Raw genomic sequence first — 21855 nt, 5'->3', positions numbered from 1 at the left:
CGCAGTTCAGCTCGCCGGCTTGCGCGCCGGATAGCCGTTCGGATGCGGCGGGACGGCCTTGAGATAGGCGGCGATCGCGGCACGGTCGTCGGCGGTCAGTTGGGCCATGTTGCGTTGCACGTCGACCATGGCGCCGCCGACGGAATCGAACTCGGGCGTGAAGCCGGTCTCGAGATAATTGGCGATGTCGGCTTCCGACCAGTCCTTGGTGCCGCGCCCGCCGGGTGTGACGTTGGGCACGATGCCTGAGCCTTCGGCGGCCACCGCGCCCGCGAGCCACTCGCTCTTCTTGACCCCGCCGGCGAAATCGCGCGGCGTATGGCATTCGCCGCAATGGCCCGGCCCTTCGACAAGATAGCGACCGGCCAGAACCTTGTGGGGCGTGCCGTCGGACACCGCGATCACCGGCTCGGGGCTGAGATAAAGCCGCTTCCACAGGCCGATGCCGCGGCGGATGGTGAAGGGGAAGGAAAGCTTGTGATCCGGCGCCTTGCCGGCAACCGCCGGCAGCGTCTTCATGAAAGCGTAGAGGTCGGCGACGTCGGCCGGCTTCATGCGCGCGTAGGACGCATAGGGAAAGGCCGGATAGAAATGCTCGCCGGAAGGCGAAACGCCTTTCAGCATGGCATTGGCGAAGTCCTCCTCGCTCCAGGCGCCGATGCCGTCCTTTTGATCCTGCGAGATGTTGGGCGGCACGAAGGTGCCGAACGGCGTCTTGAGCTCGAGGCCACCGGTCAGTTGCAAGCGGGCATCGCCCTGCGATCCCGGCTTGGCGTGGCAGGAGGTGCAGCCGCCGGCAAAGAAGATGCGCTTGCCGCGGGTAGCGTCGCCGGGGCCAAGCTGTGCGAGGGTCCCAGCGTCAAGCCTGACGGGCGCCGACAGAACCCAGCCGGCGACCGCGCCGGCGCCACCCAGAATGATGACGGCGCCGACGAGCTTTTTCAGCCAGGCCATAGGCGATCAGCTCTTCTTGATCCTGTAGCTCTGGTGGCAGGCGCCGCAATCGCCGCCAAGGGTGTTGAGCTGCGCCTTCAAACCGTCGACATCGCCAGGCGGCGAGGCGACCGCTTCCTTGGCGTTGACCAGGAACTTGTCCTCGGCGGCCTTGAAGCCCGCCATGTCGTCCCAGATCTTCGGCGCGGCCGTGGTGTCGCCTTTGTCGCTGCCGGCCGGAAACATCTTTTCGGCATCGAACTTCTCGGCATTGGCCTGCAGGGCCTTTAGCATGGTCAGCACAGCGGTAGCGTCGAAGTCCTCCTCGCCCTTGACCACCTTCGACAATTGGCCGGCCAGCTTGCCGCGCTCCTTCATCAGGGCCTGGCGATCCTGGATCGGATCGGCAGAGGCGACCGAACCGGCAAAGGCGAGCATAGAGATGGCGATGACAAGCTTTCTCATTCAATTGGCTCCATGGTGAAGAGAATTCGCGACTGAGGCATTTCGCCGTCTCACGGTGAAATGCTCTATCTCCTTGTTGGCGCAATTCCGGACGAAAAACCGGTCCACACTTTCCTGGAATTGCTCTGAACGTTAACGGGCGAGGCAGTGGGATTATTCCCCTTCGCCGTGACCATTTTTGCTGCCTGACCTGGGGTTGCTCCCGCCCGAAAAAGAAAAGCCCCGGCGTACCGGGGCTTTTCAACAAAACTGATCAGCTTTTGGCCTTCTCGTAGAGTTCCAGGACGTGGTCCCAGTTGATCAGGCTGTCGACGAAGGCTTCGAGATATTTCGGCCGCGCATTGCGGTAGTCGATGTAATAGGAGTGCTCCCAAACGTCGACGCCGAGGATCGGCGCGCCGCCGTGAACGAGCGGGTTCTCGCCGTTGGGGGTCTTGGAGATTTCGAGCTTGCCGTTCTTGACCGAGACCCAGGCCCAGCCGGAACCGAACTGGGTGGTGCCGGCGGCGATGAAATCCGCCTTGAACTTGTCATAGCCGCCGAGATCACTGTCGACGGCCTTCTGCAGCGCGGCCGGCAGTTTGTTGCCGCCGCCGCCCTTTTTCATCCACTTCCAGAAATGGATGTGGTTGTAGTGCTGGGCTGCGTTGTTGAAGAGCCCGGCATTCTTGCCGAAGGACTGCTTCACGACCTCTTCGACCGACAGGTCGCCCATTCCGGCCTCGGCGGCCAGCTTGTTGCCGTTGTCGACATAGGCCTTGTGGTGCTTGTCGTGGTGATACTCCAGCGTCTCCTTCGACATGTAAGGCTGCAGGGCCTCGTAGTCATAGGGCAAGGCGGGCAACTCAAAAGCCATGGATGGTACTCCCTCGAGGAAAAGTCCGGTGATACTGCCGAACTAAGATAGGTCTGGAATGGGTCAGGGCAACTCCGGAATGGAGCGCCGGGCGATTTTTAGAACAATTCCAGGAAAAGTGTGAAACGGTTTTCCGTCAGGAATTGCGTAAAATTAAAGAGGCAGAGCGGCTCATGCGGCGGAAGTCGAGTGCGCCCATTCCCAATAGAGGTCGCGCGCCTTCTTGGCCACCGGTCCGGGCTGCAGGTCGCGGTTCTCTATGCGCGTGATCGGCACGACCTTCGAATGGTTGCCGGTCGAGAATATCTCGTCGGCTTCGAGAAAATCGCGGACCGACAGCGACTTCTCGGTGGTCCTGAAGCCGTAGTCGCCGAGCAGGCTGATGGTGCGCGCACGGGTGATGCCCGACAGGAACGTGCCGTTGGCGGCCGGCGTCATCACATGGCCGTCCTTGACCAGGAAAATGTTGGAGGTTCCGGTCTCGGCGACATTGCCCAGCATATCGAGCACCAGCGCATTGTCGAAGCCACGGTTCTTGGCCTCCAGGATGGCGCGGCCATTGTTGGGATAGAGGCAGCCGGCCTTGGCGTTGGTCGGCATTGTCTCGATGGTCGGGCGCCGGAACGGCGAGACGCCGATCGAAAAGCCGGAAGGCGGGATCATCGGCGATTCGTAGAGGCAGAGGCAAAAGCGGGTCGAGGCCGGGTCGGCCGGCACGCCCATATAGCCGCCATGCTCGGCCCAGTACATCGGCCTGATGTAGACGGCGGTCTTGCCGTCGAACTTCTTCAGCCCGTCCCAGGTCAGCCCGAAGATCTCTTCGGCGGTCATGGAAGGCTTAAGCCCAAGCGCCGTCGCCGAGGCATTGACGCGCGCGGAATGAAGCTCGAGGTCGGGCGCCACGCCCTCGAACCAGCGGCCGCCGTCGAAGACGCTGGTGCCGAGCCACATAGCATGGCTGCGCGGACCCAGTATCGCGACATTGCCCTCGTACCAGTCGCCGTCCACATAGGTCCAAGTCGCGGTTTGCGCCGCTGCAGCCAGTGTCATGTTCACCGTCCAGATCGATGATTTGATGCCGTCATTGGACGATGCTTTGGCGGCCGGCGTCAACCGACATGGCCAAAAATCGTTGAGGCCAGCGGTACTTAAGTGCAATCAGCGCTTGCGCGGCGCGCCGGCGCACCGCAAAACTCAAGCTATGCACCACGCGGCTTATGTCTTCGACGCCTATGGCACGTTGTTCGACGTGCATGCCGCCGTGCGCCGCCATGCCGGCGAGATCGGCCCGGACGGTCAGCTGCTCTCCGAAATCTGGCGCGCAAAGCAGCTCGAATATTCCTGGGTCCGGACGCTGATGGGCTCATATGCCGATTTCTGGCAACTGACCGAGCAGTCGCTCGACTTCGCGCTGCGCAAGGTGCCCTCGGCCGACCCGGCGCTCAAGGCCAGGCTGCTCGAAGCCTATTGGCGGCTCGACTGCTACCCGGAGGTGCCTGCCGTGCTGAAGGCGCTCAGGGCTTCGGGCGCGAAGCTCGCAATCCTGTCCAACGGATCGCCGGAAATGCTCAACGCCGCGGTCAAATCAGCCGCCCTCGACCAAATCCTCGACGACGTGTTCTCGGTCGATGCGGTGCGTAAGTTCAAGACCGACCCGTCGGTCTATGACATGGTGGTCACCGGCTGGCGGCTCTATCCGGGCGCGGTGTCGTTCCAGTCGTCGAACCGGTGGGACATAGCGGGCGCCACCAAATTCGGCTTCCGCACGGTCTGGATCAACCGGACCAACCAGCCGGACGAGTACCGCGACTTCCCCCCGGGGCTGATCCTGCCTTCGCTCGATGGCCTGCTGGCCGGCGCCTGACACAGCTGTTGCTGCAGCGCAACAGCTGTGGCGCGGTCACAGCTTCGCCTTTTTCTGTCCACCCTCAGGCCAGAATTGGAACCGCCTATCGCCGCCGACTGTTATGGATGCCGCCGGCGATGTGCCAACGGGTTCATGCTTTCTTGCGAATTAAGACCTAGAAAAGGCAACCATGTCAGACGCTTCCTTCCGCCTCAGCCGCCGTGGCTTCCTCAATTTCACAGCCCTTGGCGCTGCTTCGGCCGCCGTTTCCGCCTGTTCCACCACCGGTCCAGGCCCTGCCCCCATCCAGCCGCCACCGCCGGCCTCTGTCGAGCCGCCGCTCGGCGATTACGAGACGATGTATGGCGCGATGTCCGACAATGGCTTCGACCTGCCGGCCATTCCGGTGAACAAGATCGACCACAGATTCTTGCGCCAGATCGTTCCCGATCCGACCGGGCAGCGGCCAGGCACCATCGTCGTCGATACCACCGGCCACTTCCTCTATCTGGTGCGCGAGGGCGGCCAGGCGATCCGTTACGGCGTCGGCCTCGGCCGCGCCGGCTTCGAATGGTCGGGTGACGCGGTCGTGCAGTGGAAGCAGAAGTGGCCGAAATGGACGCCGCCGGACGAGATGGTCGCCCGCCAGCCGGAACTGACGCAATTCAGCGCCAAGAATGGCGGCATGCCGGGTGGCCTGAAGAACCCTCTCGGCGCCCGAGCGCTCTACCTCTTCCAGGGCAACCAGGACACGCTCTACCGCCTGCACGGGTCGCCCGAATGGTGGTCGATCGGCAAGTCGGTGTCCTCGGGCTGCGTGCGCCTGATCAACCAGGACATCATCGACCTCTACGACCGGGTGCCAACCAAGACGCCGGTCGTCGTGACGGCCAATATCGGCGCGCCGGAAGAGGACATGCCGGAGCGCAAGGCCATCCCGATCGACAACGGCGTGCCGACGGGCTCGATCCTGCTCGGTCCGGTGAAGAAGCTCACCAACGAGATTTTCTAATCTGCAGGGGCGTCGGTTGGCGGCGACAAGCCGTCCTCTGCGTGCATGTCGTTATCCCAAAACCGCTGCGCACTTTTGGGCGACATTGCATTAGCTCCGCAACGCCTCACCGACGGCATCGTCGAGGCGCTCGACGATGGCGTCGATGGCCGCGACGTCGCATATGAACGGGGGCGCCAACAAGACATGGTCGCCGTTGGCCCCGTCGATCGTACCTCCCATGGGGTAGACGAGAAGGCCGTTCGCCATAGCGGCCTTCTTGATACGCGCATGCAGCTTCCGTTTCGGATCGAAGGGCTGCTTCGTCGAACGGTCCTCGACCAGCTCGACACCCATGAACAGGCCGCGCCCGCGAATATCGCCGATGTGGGAATGGTTGCCAAAGCGCTCGCCGAGCCGGCGCGCCAGATGCGCGCCCATGGCTTTTACATTGTCGAGCAGCCTGTCGCGGGCGATGACCTCCTGAACGGCGAGCGCCGCAGCACAGGCCATCGGATGGCAGATATAGGTGTGGCCATGCTGGAAAAGGCCCGAGCCATTCGAGAAGGCGTCGAATATCTTCTGGCTCAGCAAGACCGCGCCGATCGGCTGATAGCCGCCGCCCAGCCCCTTGGCGATCGTCATCAGGTCGGGCGCGACGCCATCCTGCTCGCAGGCATGCAGCGTTCCGGTGCGGCCCATGCCGCACATCACCTCGTCGAGCATCAAGAGCACGCCGTGGCGATCGCAGATCTGGCGGATGCGACGTAGGTAATCCGCTACCGGCGGCACCGCGCCTGCCGTCGCGCCGACGACCGTCTCGGCAACGAAGGCCATGACCGTTTCTGGTCCGAGTTCGAGAATCTTGTCCTCGAGCGCCTGGGCCGCGCGGGCGGCATAGTCCTCGTCCGACTCGCCGGCCTCCTGGAAGCGATAGGCAAAGCATGGATCGATGTGATGCGTCTCGATGAGCAGCGGCCGGAATTGGGCGCGGCGCCATTCGTTGCCGCCGGTCGCAAGCGCGCCGAGCGTGTTGCCGTGGTAGCTCTGCTTGCGCGCAATGATGTTGCGGCGCTGCGGTTGGCCGATCTCGACGAAATACTGCCACGCCATCTTCAGTGCTGCCTCGACCGCCTCCGAACCACCGGAGACGAAATAGCAATGGCTGATGCCGGCTGGCGCGTCGGCGACGAGCCGGTCGGCCAAGGCTTCGGCGACGTCGCTGGTGAAGAAGCTGGTGTGGGCATAGGCCAGCGTGTCGGCCTGCCGGTGCATGGCGGCGATGACATCGGGATGGCCATGGCCGAGGCAGGAAACGGCGGCGCCGCCGGACGCGTCGATATAGGCACGCCCGGTGGTATCGAAGAGCTCGATGCCCTTGCCGCCGCTGGCGACCGGAAGCACGGCTTTGATCTGGCGATGCAGGATATGGGTCATGATTTCCTCCGGCCGCGCGGCGGCAAGATGTGGATGTCGAGTTGGGACAATTGGTCCTCGGTGCGGCGGATGGCGGCAAGCGCCTTTTCCCCACCCTTGCCGGCGATCAGCGCCGCGAGGATTTCTCCGACGACGAAGGCCGGCGACATGGCATGGAAGAAGGACGGACTTTCCGTCGGAACCAGGACCGCGAGCGCGGCCAAGCCAACGAGCGGGGATACGACGCTGTCGGTGAGCGCGATTACCGGCACGCCGTTAGCCGCGGCGCGGCGGGCGAGATCGATGGTCAGCCTGGTGTAGGGCGCGACGCTGACCACAAACAGCACGTCCTCCGCGGTCGCCAGACGGATGGCGTCCGTGCCGGTTCCCGACGCGCCATCCAGCATCACCGCCTTCTCGCCGAGGAAGGACATGACGTACCCGAAATGCGCGACGACCGGATGGCTGGAGCGCAGTCCAAGGCAGAATATCCGGCGCGCGGCGTGGAGCCGCTCGGCCGCCGCGGCAAGGGTATCGAGCCGCTCGGGTTCGCCCAGTTGGGCGATCTGCTCCGACAGCGACCTTACCATCTCGCCAGCCAATGCCCGGTCGCCGACCTCGCACTGGCGGGCAAGCTGCTTGCCGGCCTTGCCGGCAAAGCCGAGCTCGCCCTGCCGCATTGCATTGGCGTAGAGCGAGCGCAGCGGCTCGTAGCCGTCAAAGCCAAGCCGCTTGGCCAGGCGCACCATCGTCCAGGGCTGCAGGCCGGCGCGGCGCGCCTGCTCGCGCATCGACAGCAGCGCGACGTCCTCGGGATTGTCGAGGAGATAGCGCGCAGCGTCCTGGAGTTGCGAAGGCAGCGTGTCGAAGACTTCGACGATGGCATCGGTGAGCGGCGCGCGGATCATGCCGCAAACCATAGACGCGAATGCGCGATCATGCAATATATGTTGCAAATACTTCATTATTGCACCAAATGGAGCTGTCCATGCCGAACCAAAATCGCGTTGCGATCGCCGTGGCGCCAAATGGTGGCAGACGGACAAAGGCCGACCATCCTGCCTTGCCGATTGCCCCGGACGAATTGGCACGCGTAGCTGCGGCCTCACTCGAGGCCGGCGCCGCCATGATCCATGTCCATGTCCGCGACCGCGACGGACAACACCTGCTCGACGCTGAGGCCTACCGGGCCACGACCGCGGCGATCAGGGCAAGCGTCGGCGAAAGGCTTATCGTCCAGATCACCAGCGAGGCACTGGGTATCTATCGGCCCGAGCAGCAGATGCAGGTGGCGCTGGAAGTCCGCCCCGAAGCGGTTTCGCTGGCCTTGCGCGAACTCGTGCCCGACCAGACGCATGAAGCGGCTTTCGCCTCGTTCCTCGAAACGTTGCGAGCGGAGAAGGTCACGCCGCAGATCATCCTCTATACCCCCGAGGAGGCGACCTATCTCGCAGCGCTCGCCGGTCGCGGCCTCATCCCCTTCGACAGTCTGCCTGTTCTCTATGTGCTCGGCCGCTACACGGTTGGGCAGACATCCCGACCCGCAGACCTGCTGCCGTTCCTGGCGCCCGACACTCCGAGCTTTGGCCATTGGATGGTTTGCGCCTTTGGCGGCCAGGAGACGGCATGCGTGACGGCGGCCGCGCTGCTTGGCGGGCATGCGCGCGTCGGATTCGAGAATAATCTCTTCCTGCCCGGTGGTGCCTTGGCTTCCGGAAACCAGGACCTCGTCGCGGCCACCAGGCGGGCAGTCGAAGCCTGCGGGCTCACCCTCGCCAATGCGGACACGCTTAGAGGCCAGTGGGACGGTGCCTGAAGCATCTGAATTTCGCTGACGGGCATCCCCGTCAGGTTCAATCATTGCCGCATGATGCAAATATCAAATGCATTTTACTATTAGATGCAGTTTTGATTTGCGGTACCGGATCGACGGTGCTAGTCTTCCCGGGCAATTCCAACAAAAAGGGGAACCCGAAAATGAAGTTCACACTTGCAAGCCTCACCGCCGCCGCTGCCGTCGCAGCAACGCTCGCTCTCGGACAGCCGGCCTTTGCCGACGACCTGATCGTGGCGACGGACACCGCCTTCGTTCCGTTCGAATTCAAGGAAGGAGACAAATATGTCGGCTTCGACATCGACCTGTGGGCCGCGATCGCCAAGGATATCGGCGTGACCTACACGCTGCAGCCGATGGACTTCAACGGCATCATCCCGGCGCTGCAGACCAAGCAGGTCGACGTCGGGCTGGCGGGCATAACCATCAAGGACGAGCGCAAGAAGGTCATCGACTTCTCCGACGGCTATTACGACAGCGGCTTCCTGCTCATGGTGCCGGTCGACAGCACCATCAAGGGTCCGGAGGATCTCGTCGGCAAGACGCTTGCCGTGAAGACCGGCACGTCGGCGACCGACTACGCCAAGGAACATTTCAAGGGCACGGAGCTGCGCCTGTTCCCGAACAGCGATAACGCCTATCTCGAGGTCGCGACCGGGCGCGCAGATGCCGCCATGCACGACACCCCGAACGTGCTCTACTACATCAAGACCAACGGCCAGGGGAAAGTGAAGACCGTCGGTCCGCAGATGATGGCCCAGCAATATGGCATCGCCTTTCCGAAGGGCAGCGAGCTCGTCGCCAAGGTCAATGCCTCGATCGCCAAGCTGAAGACCAACGGCACTTACGCCGACATCTACAAGAAGTGGTTCGGCGCCGAGCCGCCGAAGAGCTGATCACCGGGGTTCCCTCGATATCCTGGCACGCCGGCATGCCGGCGTGCCTTCCCTGAAGGATGGCTCTCATGGATTTCGACTGGTCCGTCATCTGGCAGGCCTTGCCCGAGTTGTTGAAGGGCGCCCGCCTCACCGTGCTGATCGCGCTCGCCGGGCTTGCCGGCGGCCTTGTCATCGGCTTCGCCGCCGGGCTGGCGCGCGCCTACGGCAACATCGTGCTGAACGCCATCGCCATGATCTACATCGAGATCATACGCGGCACCCCGATCATCGTGCAGGTGATGTTCATCTATTTCGCGCTGCCGATCCTGGCGGATATCCGGATCAACCCGCTGGCGGCGGCAATCATGGCGATCATCATCAATGCCGGCGCCTATATCGCCGAGATCGTGCGCGGCTCGTTTCTCTCCGTCCATCGCGGGTTGCGCGAAGCCGGCCTGGCGCTCGGCCTGCCGTTCTGGAAGGTGCTTGTCTACATCATCGGCCCGCTCGCCTTCCGCCGCATGATCCCGGCGCTCGGCAACCAGTTCATCGTCAGCCTGAAGGATACTTCGCTGTTCATCGTCATCGGCGTCGGCGAACTCACCCGGCAGGGCCAGGAAATCATGGCGGCCAACTTCCGCGCCGTCGAAATCTGGTCGGCCGTGGCGACATTCTACCTGGTCATGACCGGCACGCTCACCCTGATCCTCAGATTGACCGAAAAGAGGATGCGCATCCTGTGAGCATCGTGGAGTTCAAAAAGGTCACCAAGCGCTTCGGCCAGGTCACGATCCTCGACCAGGTCGACCTGTCGATCGAGCCCGGCGAGAAGGTCGTTCTGATCGGGCCCTCCGGCTCCGGCAAATCGACGCTACTGCGCTGCATCAACGCTCTGGAGGAGATCAACGGCGGCGACCTCGTGGTCGACGGCATCAGCGTCAAATCCGGCGGCCGCAAGGTCCGCCTGATCCGCCAGGAGGCCGGCATGGTCTTCCAGCAGTTCAACCTGTTTCCGCAGATGACGGCGCTCGAGAATGTCGCCTTCGGTCCGCGCCGCGTGCGCGGCGAAACGCGGCAGGAGGCACGCAAGCAGGCACTGGAAATGCTGGCCAAGGTCGGCCTCGCCGACCGGGCGCATCACTATCCGAGCGAGCTCTCCGGCGGCCAGCAGCAGCGTGTGGCGATCGCCCGCGCGCTTGCCGTCAAGCCGAAGCTGATGCTGTTCGACGAGCCGACCTCGGCGCTCGATCCGGAACTCAGGCACGAAGTGCTGCGCGTGATGCAGGCGCTGGCGGAGGAAGGCATGACCATGATCGTCGTCACCCACGAGATGGCCTTTGCCCGCAAGGTCGGAACAAGGCTGATCTTCATGGAAGGCGGCAAGATCGCTGTCGACGGCGAGCCGCGGGAACTGCTTGCAAACCCGCAAAACCCTCGCTTGAAAGAGTTTCTCCAGCATGTCGCATGATGCCGGCCGCCGGCTTTCCTTCATCGATGTCGCGGGGTCGCCCCATGATGTCGGAGCCGCCCTCGGGCGCTTCGGCCAGGCGGCGCTCAACGACCATTTCCGAACGTCCGGCGCATGGCGCGAGCTCAACACGCGCCGCGCCGATCCCCGCATCGGCGCGATGGCGGCGATCGTGCGGGAGCGGTTTCCGCGATACTGGGCCGAGTTGCAGGGCCTCGCCGCCGGTCTCGAATTGGCTTTCGACGATGTCTTCCTGTGGAACTGTCGCGGCGACATCTGGGCAATGGCGCCGGATGGCTGCACGACAGTGCAATTGCCTGGTTCCCCGCATGTCATCGGTCATAACGAGGACGGCGACCCGGATTTTGCCGGCGATTGCGCGCTCGCCCATGTCGCATCGGAAGGCGGGAACGAATTCACCGCCTTCGTCTATCCCGGCTCGCTGCCCGGCCATACGTTCGCGGCAACGTCGAAAGGGCTGGTGCAGACGGTCAACAACATCAGGCCGCTGGCCGGCGGCGCGGGAACCCCGCGCATGGTCCTCGCCCGTGCCATACTCGATGCGCCCGATCTGGATGCGGCGTTGGCTGTGCTCAGATCGGTGCCGCGTGCCGGCGCCTTCCACCTGACCCTGGCGCAAGCCGCCGACGAGCGGCTGCTCAGCGTCGAGTTTACGGCGCAAGCGCTGTCGGCCGATCAAGTCGAAACGGCGCGTGTCCATTCGAACCACCTCATCCATGCCGACACCGGCCGCATGTCGCAGATCGTCACCGGTTCGTCCGGCGTGCGCCAAAGGCGAGGCGAACTGCTGCTCGGCCTGACACCCCAGGCGGAACCGAAAGGCCGGGCGCTTGGCATACTTTGGGACGCGGCCGACCCGGAGCTACCGATCTACCGCACCGATCCGGCCGACAGCGACGTCGAGAACACCATGGCAAGCGCTGTCTTCCGCGTCGGGGCTGACAAGGTCGAGTGGGCTGTCTACGATGGACAGCACGAAGCGGCTCGCTTCGACATGCGGGATGGGCTGGTCCCTGTCGCGAGGTGAACAGGAACGATGCCAGAGGAAGCCGTCGCGGAGCCGCCGCGCACCATCGAGGACCTGAGAGCGCTCGCGCTCTCGGTCGGCCGCGACGAAGCAGGGTTTTCGCTGGGCTCCAAGGCGCATGACGTGTTCGCCAAGCTGGTGGAGGCGCCAGAACAGTCGGCCGTCCGTTCAATCTCGGAGCTTGCCAACCAGTTCGGCATCAATCCGTCGACGCTGACCAGATTGGCGAAGCGTCTCGGCTTCGAAGGTTTCAGCGATTTCCAGGCGGTCTTCCGCAAGGCCATCGCCAATGACCAGCAATATTTCTACAGCCGACAGGCGGGACGGCTGATGACGACGCCATCGATAGGTGGCGCCGAAGTCGAGGTCTTCGAGCAGTTGGCGCGGGAAACCGCGGCGAATGTCGACGGCTTCCTCGGCCAATTGGACGGCACCTCGCTGAAGGGCGCGACCACGCTGCTGGCAAGCGCGGGGCGCGTGCGCGTGCACGGGGTTCGCCAGTTCCATTCGCTGGCGAGCTTCCTAACCTATTGCCTTGGGATGGTGCGCTCGGATGTAGCGCTTCTGGATGCGCCGCGCCTCGGTGTCGCCGAAGCGTTGTCGCAGCTCGACCGGGGCGACGTGGTCATCGTCGCAAGCTGCGCGCCCTACACGCGCAGCGTCGCCGAGGTAGGCCGAATCGCGGCGGCGAACGGCCAGAGCGTGATCGCGATCACGGATTCACGATCTTCGCCGCTCGTGCCTCCCGCCGAGCATGCATTCTTCATCCCGCACGCCAGCAGTTTCTACTCGAACAGCATGGGCGCCTATGTCGTCTTTTGCGAAGCGCTGCTCAATCTCGTTGCCCGCGAACTGGGCGACAAGGCGCTGAACTCGCTCGCCGGGCGCGAGCGCCTGATCGCGGAGATGAACATCGAAGTGGGCTGACGCATGGCGGTCTGCTGAGGCTTCAGATCGTCAGCGGTGCTCGCCGAGTATCGTTGCCAGCACCGCAACGCCGCGTCGCAATGCCTCCGCATCAAGCGCGGCGTAACCCAGAATGAACCCGGCTTCGTGCGGTCGGGAGTCGGCCGGATCGTAGAGTGTCGATACGGGATAGAGACCAACCCCGGCGGCGCGCGCCGCCGCGATGATCGCCTCCTCGTGTTCGGCGGCTATACCCTTCATCCAGACAACGACATGCAGGCCAGTCTCGGCGCCCTCGACGACGACCTTCGGACCGAGACGATCAGCCAAGGCCTGCAACAGTACCTGCCTTCGCTCGGCATTCCTTCTGCGGATGCCGCGCACATGGCGCTCGTAGCCGCCGCTCGCCAAAAGCTCGGCCAGCGTGTCCTGCTCCAGCATCGGGGCATGCCGGTCGGTCAAGCGTTTCGCCTCACGGAAGGCCCGGGATAGACCGGCGGAGACGACGAGATAGCCGAGCCTCAAGGTGGGCGACAGCGTTTTCGACAACGTGCCGACATAGACGACGGACTCCGCGTCGAGGGTCTGCAGAGGGGGAATGGGAGCGATGTCGTGACGATATTCGCCATCGTAGTCGTCTTCGACGATACAGGCGCCTCCCGCCCTGGCCCAGGCCAGCAGCGAACGCCGCCGCGTTGCCGAAAGCACGCCGCCGAGCGGAAACTGGTGCGAAGGCGTCACGTAAGCCAGACGGGCCGGCAGCAACGTATCCGTCCTTAGACCGTCCCCATCGACCGCGACCGGCACGGCGACGCCACCTGCCGCCAAGAAAGCATGGCGTGCGAGCACATAGCCCGGGTTCTCGATCACGAACCGGTCGCCGGGGTCGAGCAAAAGCCGCGCGCATAGGTCGAGCCCTTGCTGCGAGCCATTGACGATGACGATCTGGTCCGGTGCGCAGCTGATGCCACGAGCCCGCCAGAGATAGGCCTGGAGCGCATTGCGCAAAACGGAAGAACCCTGCGGGTCGCCATAGCGCAGCCGCGCGGCGCGGCGCAGAATGGCCTTGTTCGACGCGCGACGCCAGGCCAGCACCGGGAAGTCCGCCCCGGACAGGTCGCCATAGCGGAAATCCGCAATCTTGGCCGGCTGATGTTGCGTCGGCGAAGGCAGAGCCAGCAGTCGCCGCGCGAATGCCGAGAGGTTCAGTGGTGAAGCACTCGCGACCGGCGCCTCGCCTGACGCCCTCTCCAGTCCCGCAGCCACGATCGCCCGTGCGCCGTGCCGGATGATCAGATAGCCTTCGGCATTGAGCTGGCCATAGGCAGCCATCACTGTCGTGCGCGACGCGCCCCACTCGGCGGCAAAGGCCCGCGTCGAAGGCAAGCGGTCGCCTGGCCGGTAGGCGCCGCCGTGTATCTGCTCCTTGATCGCCACGATGATCCGTCGCGCGACGCCATCCTGCTGCAACTGGACCATAGAAAACCTACGAAACTGGATATTCTAAGCAAGCCAGATTTCGGGCATTTTCACAAGCAAAGCAAGGAGTTTTGCCATGTACACACCCCCCGCCTTCCGCGACGAGGACAAGGAGAGCCTCAGGGCCACGATCCGCGCCGCGCGGCTGGCAATTCTAGTCACCGCCACGGCGGAAGGCCCGCTGGCAACGTCCTTGCCGCTTTTTCTCGACGAGAGCGAAGGTGAGCATGGCGTGATCTACGGCCATGTCGCAAAGGCAAACCCGCAATGGCGCGTGCCAGTGCTGGGCGATGGCCTGGCGATGTTCATGGGGCCGGATGCCTATGTGACGCCGGCCTGGTATCAGACCAAGCAGGAGAGCGGGAAGGTCGTCCCGACCTGGAACTATGTCGCCGTCCACGCCCATGGCCCGATCGAATTCTTCGAGGATGCCGACAGGCTGCTCGAGGTCGTGACCCGCTTGACCAACCTGCATGAAGGCGAGCGCATGGCCCCCTGGGCCGTGTCGGACGCACCGGCGGATTTCATCCAGTCGCAGCTGAAGGGCATTGTCGGACTGCGCATGCCGATCGCGAGGCTCGAAGGCAAGCGCAAGATGAGCCAGAACCGCAACGCAGCCGATCGCGCCGGGGTGCTGGCCGGCCTGGCGGCAAGCGATCGGCCGTCCGACCGCGAGGTTGCGCCGCTCATTCCGGTATGAAGGGCGCGCCGATTGGGACAGCGTCCTTCTCCGCACCGTTGAGGCGGTGAGGATCGTCGACCGCTATCGAGCTGGTCAGTTCAACGACCCCGAACTGGTAGAACTCCCTGGCCGGGCGCGAGCGGCTGATCGTGGAGATGAACGGTAGGCCGATCGCCGCGGCCGCATGAAGCCAGCGGCAAAGTCAGGTGCAGACCCACTCGCGGATCTTGCACTCCTTCTCCTTGCCGCCACAAAGGGTCAACGCCTTGTCCTCCGCTTCGCGGCGGGTAATGGCCGACGCTGCACCCCAGAATGGCTTGCCGGCGGAAGCATTCTTGCCCACCGAGAGCGCCGCGCAATGCTCGTAGGGAAAGCCGGTGCCGTCGTCATCGTCCCAGTGGCGATGGTTGCGGAACACCTCGACGACCTCGCAACCGGCGCCATCCGCATTCTCGCAATGCTTGAGCGCGATGTCCTCCGCCTCGTCACGCTTGTCGGCGCCCCAGAAGAAGCCGTGCCGTCCGTCGGCCGGTGAAAAGGCGATCGCTCCCCAAATGCCTTTTTCCTCGCCTGTCTGCGTCGGCTCCGGCGCCACCAGGTCCGCGGCGTGGCTCGCAATCGTAAGTCCGGCGAGCGTCGCCAGCAGCGAGAAGGAAAGGCGACGGTTGATCAGCATTTCGTGGCTCCCGATTGCAGCTATTCAGAATCGATGACCGTGCCCGGCCGCTAGAGCGTTTCACCATTTCACCGAAACGGCGAACCGCTCTATCCCTTTGTTTTGACGCAATTCCGGACGGAAAACCGCTCACACTTTTCCTGGAATTGCTCTAACCGCCCATGTGCGCGACCGAGACGACGATGCAGGTGTTGCCCGTGGGGACCAGAAGGGCCTGGCCGCCATTGTTGGCCAGGTTGAAAAGCATCGTGTTCGAAAGATTGTCCGCCAGAAGACTGCCCTTCGGGAGCGTGGCAGCGACATCCTGACAAGAATGCTGGAACGGCGCCACGCGCACGAAGCCGCCCTCGCAGGTCTGGCCGACGGGCGAGGCAAAGACGACGCCGGCGGCTTGCGTTTTATAGTCCGGCAGGTCGTAGCTCATCCCGGCAACGGCTTGCACGGCGTGGGTATCGGGCGAGCCGTTGTCCCATTGTGTCTGGATCGCATAGGTCGATCCCGCGGTCAGAGCCTGCCCGAGCGTGGCAAAGAGATTGGCGCAGGTGCGCAGGCCCGCCTGGCTCACATGCGCCTGAAACGGATTCTTGTTCGCCGAAGCATCCGCCGACATGGGCTTGGCCTCCGCTGGCTTGGCCTCCGCTGGCTTGCCTTGGGCGGGCGCTTGTGCTTGTGCCGAGGCGGTCCCGGCGACGAACGTGCCGAGCGCGGGCGAGAGGCGAAACGAGATGATGACCGCCGCGGCGACCAGGACGGCGAACGCGCCAAGCAACGCGGTGTTTCGCACCAGCCGCCAGGCCGAAGAGCGCACCGGCAGCGAGCCGGCGGGCGGTTCCGGGAGCGGAGCGGACTGGGAGCGCGTCAGGATTCTGTCTTCGATGGATTGGCGGGTCATCTGCAAGTCTCTCTAGTTGATGGCCGACAGCGCGGTCTTGAGCCCCTTGAAGGGGGCATCGAGGCTGACGGTCGCCCCGGAGGGCAAGGAATAGGAAACCTGGACGGTGGTCTCCTTGCCGATCTGCTCGCGAAGCACCGGGCCGACGGGAAGATAACCGACGCAAACCGACGCGTCGCAGGCCTGCAATTGAACGTCCACCGGCTGCTTGCGGCCGGCGAATTTGAGCGAGAGCCTGCTGCCTGCGCCGATCGCGCTGGGGGTCCGCAATATCATGAAGGGCTTGCCCTTCTCGTCAGCCGCCAGCGACCAACTGAAGACCAGCGCCTGGCCCTGATCGATAAAGGACTGGCTGATGTTGCAGACCTTTTTCCTGGCCTGCAGGTTCTCGTCGCAGATCAGCGTCCAGTTCTCGAACGGACGTGTGGTCCGCTGATATTCGCCGAGCTTCACGTCGGGAGGCACAGCGACGTCCGAAGGCTTTATCCGATAGGCGGACGGGACCGCCTCCTGTCCGGCCGCGCGCGGCCCGGACAGGAGCAGGCAGGTCATGCCTATCGCAAAGGCAGAGACTGCTTGCCTGGTCATCGATTCAGTTCAAGGTAAAGCTGACGCCCGCGCCGACACCCCAGTGCCCGCCCGCCGTCGTGCCGGACAGGTTTGCCCGGGCTCGCCCATCCTCGCTGGTATAGCCGGCGCCGAACGCAACGGCGCCCTCGCCGCGCCAGTAGCCGCCGCCGGCTGCCACGCTCAGCTTGCCGGGACGGTCGTCGTAACGCAGCGAAGCAGCCGCTAGTCCGATCGCGGCGGCCTGACGCGCCTCGCCCCGGGCCTCGCCCATGTCCATGTTGAGCTGGCTGAGCTTGGAGTCCGTATAGGCATTGGCCTGCTGGAGCGTCGTGGTCGCCACCTGGTTGGTGTAGGTCTTGGAGTCCGCCAGGTTGAGCGACAATCCATCGGTGAGCTGCTTGACGTTGACCGCGTCGGTGTCGGCGGTGCCGGCGCCGATATTGTGGATGACGACGGGCGCATTCACGTCGCCGCCGACGAGCGTCAGCGAGTTGGACTTGGTGCCGTCCGGGTTCTTGTCATACTGGACGGCGAATTCGTTCAGATCGCCGACACTGCCCTGCACAGCTTCGACGGCCTGGTTCGTGGCGTAGAGCTGGCTGCCGTTGATGGCGTCAGTCGAAGTCTGGCTGATCCGTCCCGCCGCCACATTGGTGACGGTGCGCTCGTTGCCGACGTCGCCGACGCTCACCGTGCTCGTCGGGGTGGTTCCGGCGAAGGTGTAGGCGACGCCGTTTATCGTCGTGCCGGTGGTGGCGACCGCCGCCGCCGTCGTCGAGCCCGCGCCGAGCGCGACACTGCCCGGCTCGTTGGCCGTGGCGCCGGCGCCGAGCGCCATCGACTGGGCGCCGTTGGCGGTCGAGTTCGTGCCTAGCGCGATGCTGTCTGCCGCATTGACCGTCGAGGTCTGGCCGATCGCGATGCCGCCAGGCGCCGTCTGCTGGACGATGGCGCCGTTGCCCATGCCGATGCCGTTGTCGCCATTGACGGTGGTGCGCGGACCGATCGCGACGGAATCGGTGCCGACCGCAAGCGAGTCCGAAGCCGTCGAATTAGCGTGGAAGTACTGGGTCCCGGTCACCGCGAAGGAACTCAGCGCGCCCTTCAACTGACGGAGCGTGACCGCATCCTGGTCCTGCGTGCCGTCGGCCACGTTGATGATCTGGCGATAGGAGGTGGAGGTGCCCACCGAGACGGCGCCCAGCAGGGTCATGTCCGTGGTGTTGTAGGGCACGAGGCCAGTGCCGGAGAGGATCGATCCCGATACGGGCGCGACCGCACGGTCCGAGACGGAGCCGGCGCCGAGCGCCACGCTGCCGAGCACAGTGGCCTGAGTTGCCCGGCCAAGCGCCAGCGCATCGCCAGCGGAGGCGGTCGCCTGGTAGCCGAGGGCGGAGGAGCCGACGCCTTGCGCGAAGGCATCGGTAACAGGCAGCGTGCTGTCGTTGGTGCGCACATAGCGGATGCCTTCGCCATTCGCGTCGGTATAGGCGGTCGAGGTGTCGCCGGCGATGTTGTTGATCGCGTTGCCGAGATTGGTGATGTCGACCGTATTGGCGGCGATGTCGGCGGTGTTGGCGGCGATGTCGGTGGTGTTCTGCGTCACCTGCTGGTTGGTGGCGAAGAGTTGCGAGCCGTTGACCGCGTCGGTCGACGAGCCGTTCAACTGCCCCGCCGCGACGTTCTGGATCTGGCGCTCCGCGCCCACCGAGCCGACCGAGAACGCACCGGCCGGGGTGGTGCCCGCAAAGGTGTAGGTCGTGCCGCCGATGACCGTGCTGCCGACGGCAGTTGTCGTGCCGGAAACCGCGTTGAGACCGATAGCAACATCGCCGGCATTGGTGGCGACGGCATTGGGGCCGATGGCGACCGAATCCGTCCCCAGCGCCTGGGAATCCGCCAGCGTCGAATTGGCATGGAAGTATTTGATGCCCCCGCCGGTGTTGATGTTGTTGATCGTATTGCCGAGAGTGGTGATGTCGGCGGTGTTGGCGGCGATGTCGGTGGTGTTCTGCGTCACCTGCTGGTTCGTCGCGAAGAGCTGCGAGCCGTTGACAGCGTCGGTCGAGGCGTTGCTCAGCCGGCCTGCCGCGACGTTCTGGATCTGGCGCTCGGCGCCCAGCGAACCGACCGAGAACGCGCCGGCCGGCGTGGTTCCGGCAAAGGTATAGTTCACGCCGCCGATCGTCGTGCCGCCGACCGCCGTCGTGGTGCCGGACACGGAATTCAGGCCGATCGCCACGTCGCCGGCGTTGTTGGCCACCGCGTTCGGGCCGATCGCAACAGAATCGGTCCCGAGAGCCTGGGAATCGGGCAGCGTCGAGTTGGCGTGGAAATACTTGATGCCGCCGCCGGTGTTGATGTTGGTGATCGTATTGCCGAGATTGGTGATGTCGGCGGTGTTGGCCGCGATATCGGTGGTGTTCTGCGTCACCTGCTGGTTGGTGGCGAAAAGCTGCGAGCCGTTGATGGCGTCGGTCGAGGCGTTGCCGAGCCGGCCCGCGGCGACATTGGTGATGGTCCGCTCCGCGCCAAGCGCGCCGACGCTGACGGTGCTCGTCGGATTCGTGCCGGCGAAGCTGTAGGCGACGCCGCCGATTGTGGCGCCGCTGGTGGCGACCGCCACGTCGGTGACCGAGCCCGAGCCCAGCGCGACGTCACCGGAGCTCGCGGTCGCTGTCGCGCCATTGCCCAGCGCGACGTTGCCGACGAAGCCGGCAGCACCCGCGGTGGAGCCGTTGCCCAGCGCCACGGAGCCCTGTCCGATCGCCTTGTTGTTGTTGCCGATGGCGACGGCGCCTGCGGCCTGGTTGGCAGCGGTGGCGGTGGCCGTGCCGTCGCTGTTGGCGATGTTGTTGGCGCCGCTGGTGACGGCGCCGGTGCCGCTGGCATAGCTCGGATCGCCGATCGAAACCGCGCCATTGCCATAGGCGGTGTTGCCCGAGCCGATGGAGACCGCCTTGCCGCCGGTCGCAACCGCATTTGTGCCCATGGCGACAGCCTCGGCGGCATCGGCCTTGGCGTTGTTGCCGACGGCGATGGCGCTCGCCGCCGACGCATTGGCGCTGATGCCTAGTGCGGTGCTGGCGATTCCGCTGGCGCTGGCGCTGACGCCGGCAGCGAGAGAATTGTCTCCTGCCGCACTCGCTCCAGATCCGAATGAGGAGGCATTTGCGCCGCTTGCAACGGCGGTGTTGCCAACCGCTGTACTGGCGGCGCCGCTCGCAACTGACGTAGCACCCATCGCGGTGGCGAAGGCGCCGGAAGAGAGTGAATTGGTGCCGATCGCGATACTATTGGGCAAGGCTGTGTTGGCTTGAACGCCCGCCTGCGCGCCCACGCCGAATGCGATGGACTGGTTGCCCCAGGCGCTGGCTGTGTTGCCCATCGCCGTTGCGCCCGTTCCCGTTGCTTTGGTGAGAACGCCTATGGCAACGGTTCTTTGCTGAGATGCCAACACATCCGTGCCAAGGGCGATGGCACCCTGCGCCAGCGCACCTGTTCCCGCGACAGTGCGCCCGCCAATATTGATGGCGTTGATATCGGACGCGACCGCCTGGAAGCCTATTGCTATCGCATTTTGGTTGCTTGCGCTGGCCGAGTTGCCCTGAGCAAACGCATCCAATCCGGACGCGTTCGCCCCGTAGCCGAGGGCAGTGGCACGCAGCCCGCTCGCCACGGATACATAGCCGAACGACGCCGAATTCAGTCCGCCGGCACTCGCGGCCAGGCCAAGAGCGGTGGCGCCTTGGCTCGCAGACGAGTTGACGCCAATGGAGGTTGCTCCGTCCGCGTTGGCATGGGCATTCCCGCCTAACGCGAGAGCATTGACGCCGGTCGCGTTCGCGAAGACACCTATGCCTATGGCGTTGAGGCCATTGACCCCCATCGCATAGCCGATGGCGATCGAAGCATTGCCCGTTGCGGTGACACCGGTGCCTAACGCCACGCCGTCGTTGCCGTTCACTTGGGCGCCATCGCCGATGGCGGTTGAGGCGGAGCCGGTGGCGGTGCTGGCACAACCGATGGCTACGCTTTGTACCCCTGCAGAAGGACTCGTGCAGTTCGCGACGTTGGTCAGAACGCCGTTACCAATGACAACCTGCGCGAAAGCTGCCTGCGGGATCATGATCCCCACGACGGCAAGCTGTGCCCCGAGCACCCGACCGGCGCCGATCATCCCATGCCCCAGCCGGTTGCGCTTCAGGCCGAGCACGCGATGCGCGTTGCGCAGCGCCGCCATCAGGCGCCGACGGAGCGAGCGGCTGCCGGCAGCGCCGGAGACCCAGTTTCCAGCGAAGCGCGCCGACCCGCGCCGTGTGGTTCGTCCTTGCCTGGGGGTCATTGCGAAAGTGCCTCCTTTGGTAGGTCGCTCTCGATGGCAGGTTCCGCCGACCCTGCCACTGACGCGTGTCTGCTCGAAAATGGAATGATCACATCGGCACCGCGCGCCAGCAGCGCATGGCCCTGTTTTTCGCCGATCGCCTCGACGCGATCGAGCGTGTTTTCAAGCCACGCGTCGCCTTCCTCGGGCACGGTCTGGAGCGCTCTTGCGACCCGCTCGTCCGGAATCAGCCGCCCGAGATAGGACCGCACGGCCGCCAGATGGGCGGCAGGCGCATCGCCCGCATGGACAACGGCGGTGAGGCCGTAGAGATAATGAGCCAGCAGCATGTCCTGCTTTGCCATGGGCACGCCGTTTCCGTAGCGCTTCTCGAGCGTCTTCGAGGCCGACTCCAGCCAGTAGCCGATCTCTTCGGATAGGCTGCGGCCGATGGCCGTATCGTCGCTCATGCCCCCTCGCGGTCAAATCAGAATCCGGGACAGCCGGAATTTGCTTCCAAGAGGCCATGCTTTTTGACTCGGGTATTTCAATAAATTGCTGTTCTATCAAAAAATAGTACGTCAAATATCA

General features: G+C 64.4%; 21 protein-coding genes. 9 read left to right on the top strand and 12 right to left on the bottom strand.

Translation table 11 applies throughout. The annotated features are described in order from the left end of the window. Nucleotides 1–6 precede the first annotated feature (6 nt). The 4 genes from RFM68_RS08685 to RFM68_RS08670 form a co-directional block, all read right to left on the bottom strand. Nucleotides 7–954 carry a cytochrome c gene (locus RFM68_RS08685; RefSeq protein WP_320232314.1) on the bottom strand — a complete coding sequence of 316 codons (948 nt, stop codon included), beginning with the start codon at nt 952–954 and terminating at the stop codon, nt 7–9. Between the two features lie 6 nt (nt 955–960). Continuing rightward, on the bottom strand, nt 961–1398 hold the full coding sequence (locus RFM68_RS08680) for a c-type cytochrome (RefSeq protein WP_320232313.1): 438 nt from the start codon (nt 1396–1398) through the stop codon (nt 961–963). Between the two features lie 253 nt (nt 1399–1651). Beyond that, on the bottom strand, nt 1652–2254 hold the full coding sequence (locus RFM68_RS08675; RefSeq protein WP_320232311.1) for a superoxide dismutase: 603 nt from the start codon (nt 2252–2254) through the stop codon (nt 1652–1654). Between the two features lie 171 nt (nt 2255–2425). Then, on the bottom strand, nt 2426–3304 hold the full coding sequence (locus RFM68_RS08670) for a branched-chain amino acid aminotransferase (RefSeq protein ID WP_320232310.1): 879 nt from the start codon (nt 3302–3304) through the stop codon (nt 2426–2428). A 151-nt stretch (nt 3305–3455) separates the two neighbouring features. Here RFM68_RS08670 and RFM68_RS08665 point away from each other — a divergent pair, with 151 nt between their 5' ends. After that, entirely contained in the window at nt 3456–4118 is a 663-nt protein-coding gene (locus RFM68_RS08665; protein WP_320232309.1) for a haloacid dehalogenase type II, read from the top strand. A 172-nt stretch (nt 4119–4290) separates the two neighbouring features. Further along, a complete protein-coding gene (locus RFM68_RS08660) occupies nt 4291–5112 on the top strand; it encodes a L,D-transpeptidase (RefSeq protein ID WP_320232308.1) in 822 nt (273 codons plus the stop codon). A 90-nt stretch (nt 5113–5202) separates the two neighbouring features. On the opposite strand, the gene RFM68_RS08655 is transcribed toward RFM68_RS08660, so the two are convergent. Together RFM68_RS08655 and RFM68_RS08650 are read right to left on the bottom strand one after the other, a co-directional pair. Next, on the bottom strand, nt 5203–6528 hold the full coding sequence (locus RFM68_RS08655) for an aspartate aminotransferase family protein (RefSeq protein WP_320232307.1): 1326 nt from the start codon (nt 6526–6528) through the stop codon (nt 5203–5205). After that, nucleotides 6525–7415 (bottom strand): MurR/RpiR family transcriptional regulator, encoded by an 891-nt coding sequence (locus RFM68_RS08650; protein WP_320232306.1) that lies wholly within the window; start codon nt 7413–7415, stop codon nt 6525–6527. Before RFM68_RS08650 ends, RFM68_RS08655 begins: the two co-directional genes overlap by 4 nt. 80 nt (nt 7416–7495) lie before the next feature. On the opposite strand from RFM68_RS08650, the gene RFM68_RS08645 reads away from it, so the two are divergent. The 6 genes from RFM68_RS08645 (at nt 7496) to RFM68_RS08620 (ending at nt 12662) form a co-directional block, all read left to right on the top strand. Then, nucleotides 7496–8323 (top strand): beta-keto acid cleavage family enzyme, encoded by an 828-nt coding sequence (locus RFM68_RS08645; protein WP_320232305.1) that lies wholly within the window; start codon nt 7496–7498, stop codon nt 8321–8323. Nucleotides 8324–8484: 161 nt separating this feature from the next. Continuing rightward, nucleotides 8485–9237 carry a glutamine ABC transporter substrate-binding protein GlnH gene (gene glnH / locus RFM68_RS08640; RefSeq protein ID WP_320232304.1) on the top strand — a complete coding sequence of 251 codons (753 nt, stop codon included), beginning with the start codon at nt 8485–8487 and terminating at the stop codon, nt 9235–9237. A 68-nt stretch (nt 9238–9305) separates the two neighbouring features. Then, nucleotides 9306–9962, top strand: coding sequence for a glutamine ABC transporter permease GlnP (gene glnP, locus RFM68_RS08635; protein ID WP_320232303.1), 657 nt, complete (start codon nt 9306–9308; stop codon nt 9960–9962). Next, nucleotides 9959–10687, top strand: coding sequence for a glutamine ABC transporter ATP-binding protein GlnQ (glnQ, locus tag RFM68_RS08630; RefSeq protein ID WP_320232302.1), 729 nt, complete (start codon nt 9959–9961; stop codon nt 10685–10687). The genes glnP and glnQ overlap by 4 nt, the downstream gene beginning before the upstream one ends. Continuing rightward, nucleotides 10677–11735 carry a C45 family autoproteolytic acyltransferase/hydrolase gene (locus tag RFM68_RS08625; protein WP_320232301.1) on the top strand — a complete coding sequence of 353 codons (1059 nt, stop codon included), beginning with the start codon at nt 10677–10679 and terminating at the stop codon, nt 11733–11735. Before glnQ ends, RFM68_RS08625 begins: the two co-directional genes overlap by 11 nt. Nucleotides 11736–11744: 9 nt before the next feature. Then, complete coding sequence (locus RFM68_RS08620; RefSeq protein ID WP_320232300.1) at nt 11745–12662, top strand: MurR/RpiR family transcriptional regulator; 918 nt, start codon at nt 11745–11747, stop codon at nt 12660–12662. A gap of 30 nt (nt 12663–12692) precedes the next feature. Here the strand turns inward: RFM68_RS08620 and pdxR are convergent, their stop codons facing one another. Beyond that, nucleotides 12693–14120, bottom strand: coding sequence for a MocR-like pyridoxine biosynthesis transcription factor PdxR (gene pdxR, locus RFM68_RS08615; RefSeq protein WP_320232299.1), 1428 nt, complete (start codon nt 14118–14120; stop codon nt 12693–12695). Between the two features lie 76 nt (nt 14121–14196). Here pdxR and RFM68_RS08610 point away from each other — a divergent pair, with 76 nt between their 5' ends. Continuing rightward, on the top strand, nt 14197–14820 hold the full coding sequence (locus RFM68_RS08610; RefSeq protein WP_320232298.1) for an FMN-binding negative transcriptional regulator: 624 nt from the start codon (nt 14197–14199) through the stop codon (nt 14818–14820). A gap of 184 nt (nt 14821–15004) precedes the next feature. On the opposite strand, the gene RFM68_RS08605 is transcribed toward RFM68_RS08610, so the two are convergent. The 5 genes from RFM68_RS08605 to RFM68_RS08585 form a co-directional block, all read right to left on the bottom strand. Continuing rightward, on the bottom strand, nt 15005–15478 hold the full coding sequence (locus RFM68_RS08605) for a DUF4189 domain-containing protein (protein ID WP_320232297.1): 474 nt from the start codon (nt 15476–15478) through the stop codon (nt 15005–15007). Nucleotides 15479–15629: 151 nt separating this feature from the next. Continuing rightward, nucleotides 15630–16376, bottom strand: a complete 747-nt coding sequence (locus tag RFM68_RS08600; RefSeq protein WP_320232296.1) for a hypothetical protein — start codon at nt 16374–16376, stop codon at nt 15630–15632. 6 nt (nt 16377–16382) lie between these two features. Next, nucleotides 16383–16958, bottom strand: a complete 576-nt coding sequence (locus RFM68_RS08595) for an invasion associated locus B family protein (protein ID WP_320232295.1) — start codon at nt 16956–16958, stop codon at nt 16383–16385. 4 nt (nt 16959–16962) lie between these two features. After that, nucleotides 16963–21285, bottom strand: a complete 4323-nt coding sequence (locus tag RFM68_RS08590) for a YadA-like family protein (protein WP_320232294.1) — start codon at nt 21283–21285, stop codon at nt 16963–16965. Next, nucleotides 21282–21734 carry a hypothetical protein gene (locus tag RFM68_RS08585; protein WP_320232293.1) on the bottom strand — a complete coding sequence of 151 codons (453 nt, stop codon included), beginning with the start codon at nt 21732–21734 and terminating at the stop codon, nt 21282–21284. The genes RFM68_RS08590 and RFM68_RS08585 overlap by 4 nt, the downstream gene beginning before the upstream one ends. Nucleotides 21735–21855: the final 121 nt, after the last annotated feature.

It is taken from the genome of Mesorhizobium montanum (genome assembly GCF_033977145.1).
In the GTDB taxonomy this organism is placed as follows: domain Bacteria; phylum Pseudomonadota; class Alphaproteobacteria; order Rhizobiales; family Rhizobiaceae; genus Mesorhizobium; species Mesorhizobium montanum.
The sequence above is the reverse complement of the archived record's forward strand: the minus strand, read 5'-3'. Positions and strand labels throughout refer to the sequence as shown.

Excerpts from the sequence above, each read along its gene's own strand:
- RFM68_RS08685 (WP_320232314.1), bottom strand. The coding sequence starts at position 954 with ATGGCCTGGCTGAAAAAGCTCGTCGGCGCCGTCATCATTCTGGGTGGC.
- RFM68_RS08680 (WP_320232313.1), bottom strand. The coding sequence starts at position 1,398 with ATGAGAAAGCTTGTCATCGCCATCTCTATGCTCGCCTTTGCCGGTTCG.
- RFM68_RS08675 (WP_320232311.1), bottom strand. The coding sequence starts at position 2,254 with ATGGCTTTTGAGTTGCCCGCCTTGCCCTATGACTACGAGGCCCTGCAG.
- RFM68_RS08670 (WP_320232310.1), bottom strand. The coding sequence starts at position 3,304 with ATGACACTGGCTGCAGCGGCGCAAACCGCGACTTGGACCTATGTGGAC.
- RFM68_RS08665 (WP_320232309.1), top strand. The coding sequence starts at position 3,456 with ATGCACCACGCGGCTTATGTCTTCGACGCCTATGGCACGTTGTTCGAC.
- RFM68_RS08660 (WP_320232308.1), top strand. The coding sequence starts at position 4,291 with ATGTCAGACGCTTCCTTCCGCCTCAGCCGCCGTGGCTTCCTCAATTTC.
- RFM68_RS08655 (WP_320232307.1), bottom strand. The coding sequence starts at position 6,528 with ATGACCCATATCCTGCATCGCCAGATCAAAGCCGTGCTTCCGGTCGCC.
- RFM68_RS08650 (WP_320232306.1), bottom strand. The coding sequence starts at position 7,415 with ATGATCCGCGCGCCGCTCACCGATGCCATCGTCGAAGTCTTCGACACG.
- RFM68_RS08645 (WP_320232305.1), top strand. The coding sequence starts at position 7,496 with ATGCCGAACCAAAATCGCGTTGCGATCGCCGTGGCGCCAAATGGTGGC.
- glnH (WP_320232304.1), top strand. The coding sequence starts at position 8,485 with ATGAAGTTCACACTTGCAAGCCTCACCGCCGCCGCTGCCGTCGCAGCA.
- glnP (WP_320232303.1), top strand. The coding sequence starts at position 9,306 with ATGGATTTCGACTGGTCCGTCATCTGGCAGGCCTTGCCCGAGTTGTTG.
- RFM68_RS08625 (WP_320232301.1), top strand. The coding sequence starts at position 10,677 with ATGTCGCATGATGCCGGCCGCCGGCTTTCCTTCATCGATGTCGCGGGG.
- RFM68_RS08620 (WP_320232300.1), top strand. The coding sequence starts at position 11,745 with ATGCCAGAGGAAGCCGTCGCGGAGCCGCCGCGCACCATCGAGGACCTG.
- pdxR (WP_320232299.1), bottom strand. The coding sequence starts at position 14,120 with ATGGTCCAGTTGCAGCAGGATGGCGTCGCGCGACGGATCATCGTGGCG.
- RFM68_RS08610 (WP_320232298.1), top strand. The coding sequence starts at position 14,197 with ATGTACACACCCCCCGCCTTCCGCGACGAGGACAAGGAGAGCCTCAGG.
- RFM68_RS08605 (WP_320232297.1), bottom strand. The coding sequence starts at position 15,478 with ATGCTGATCAACCGTCGCCTTTCCTTCTCGCTGCTGGCGACGCTCGCC.
- RFM68_RS08595 (WP_320232295.1), bottom strand. The coding sequence starts at position 16,958 with ATGACCAGGCAAGCAGTCTCTGCCTTTGCGATAGGCATGACCTGCCTG.
- RFM68_RS08590 (WP_320232294.1), bottom strand. The coding sequence starts at position 21,285 with ATGACCCCCAGGCAAGGACGAACCACACGGCGCGGGTCGGCGCGCTTC.
- RFM68_RS08585 (WP_320232293.1), bottom strand. The coding sequence starts at position 21,734 with ATGAGCGACGATACGGCCATCGGCCGCAGCCTATCCGAAGAGATCGGC.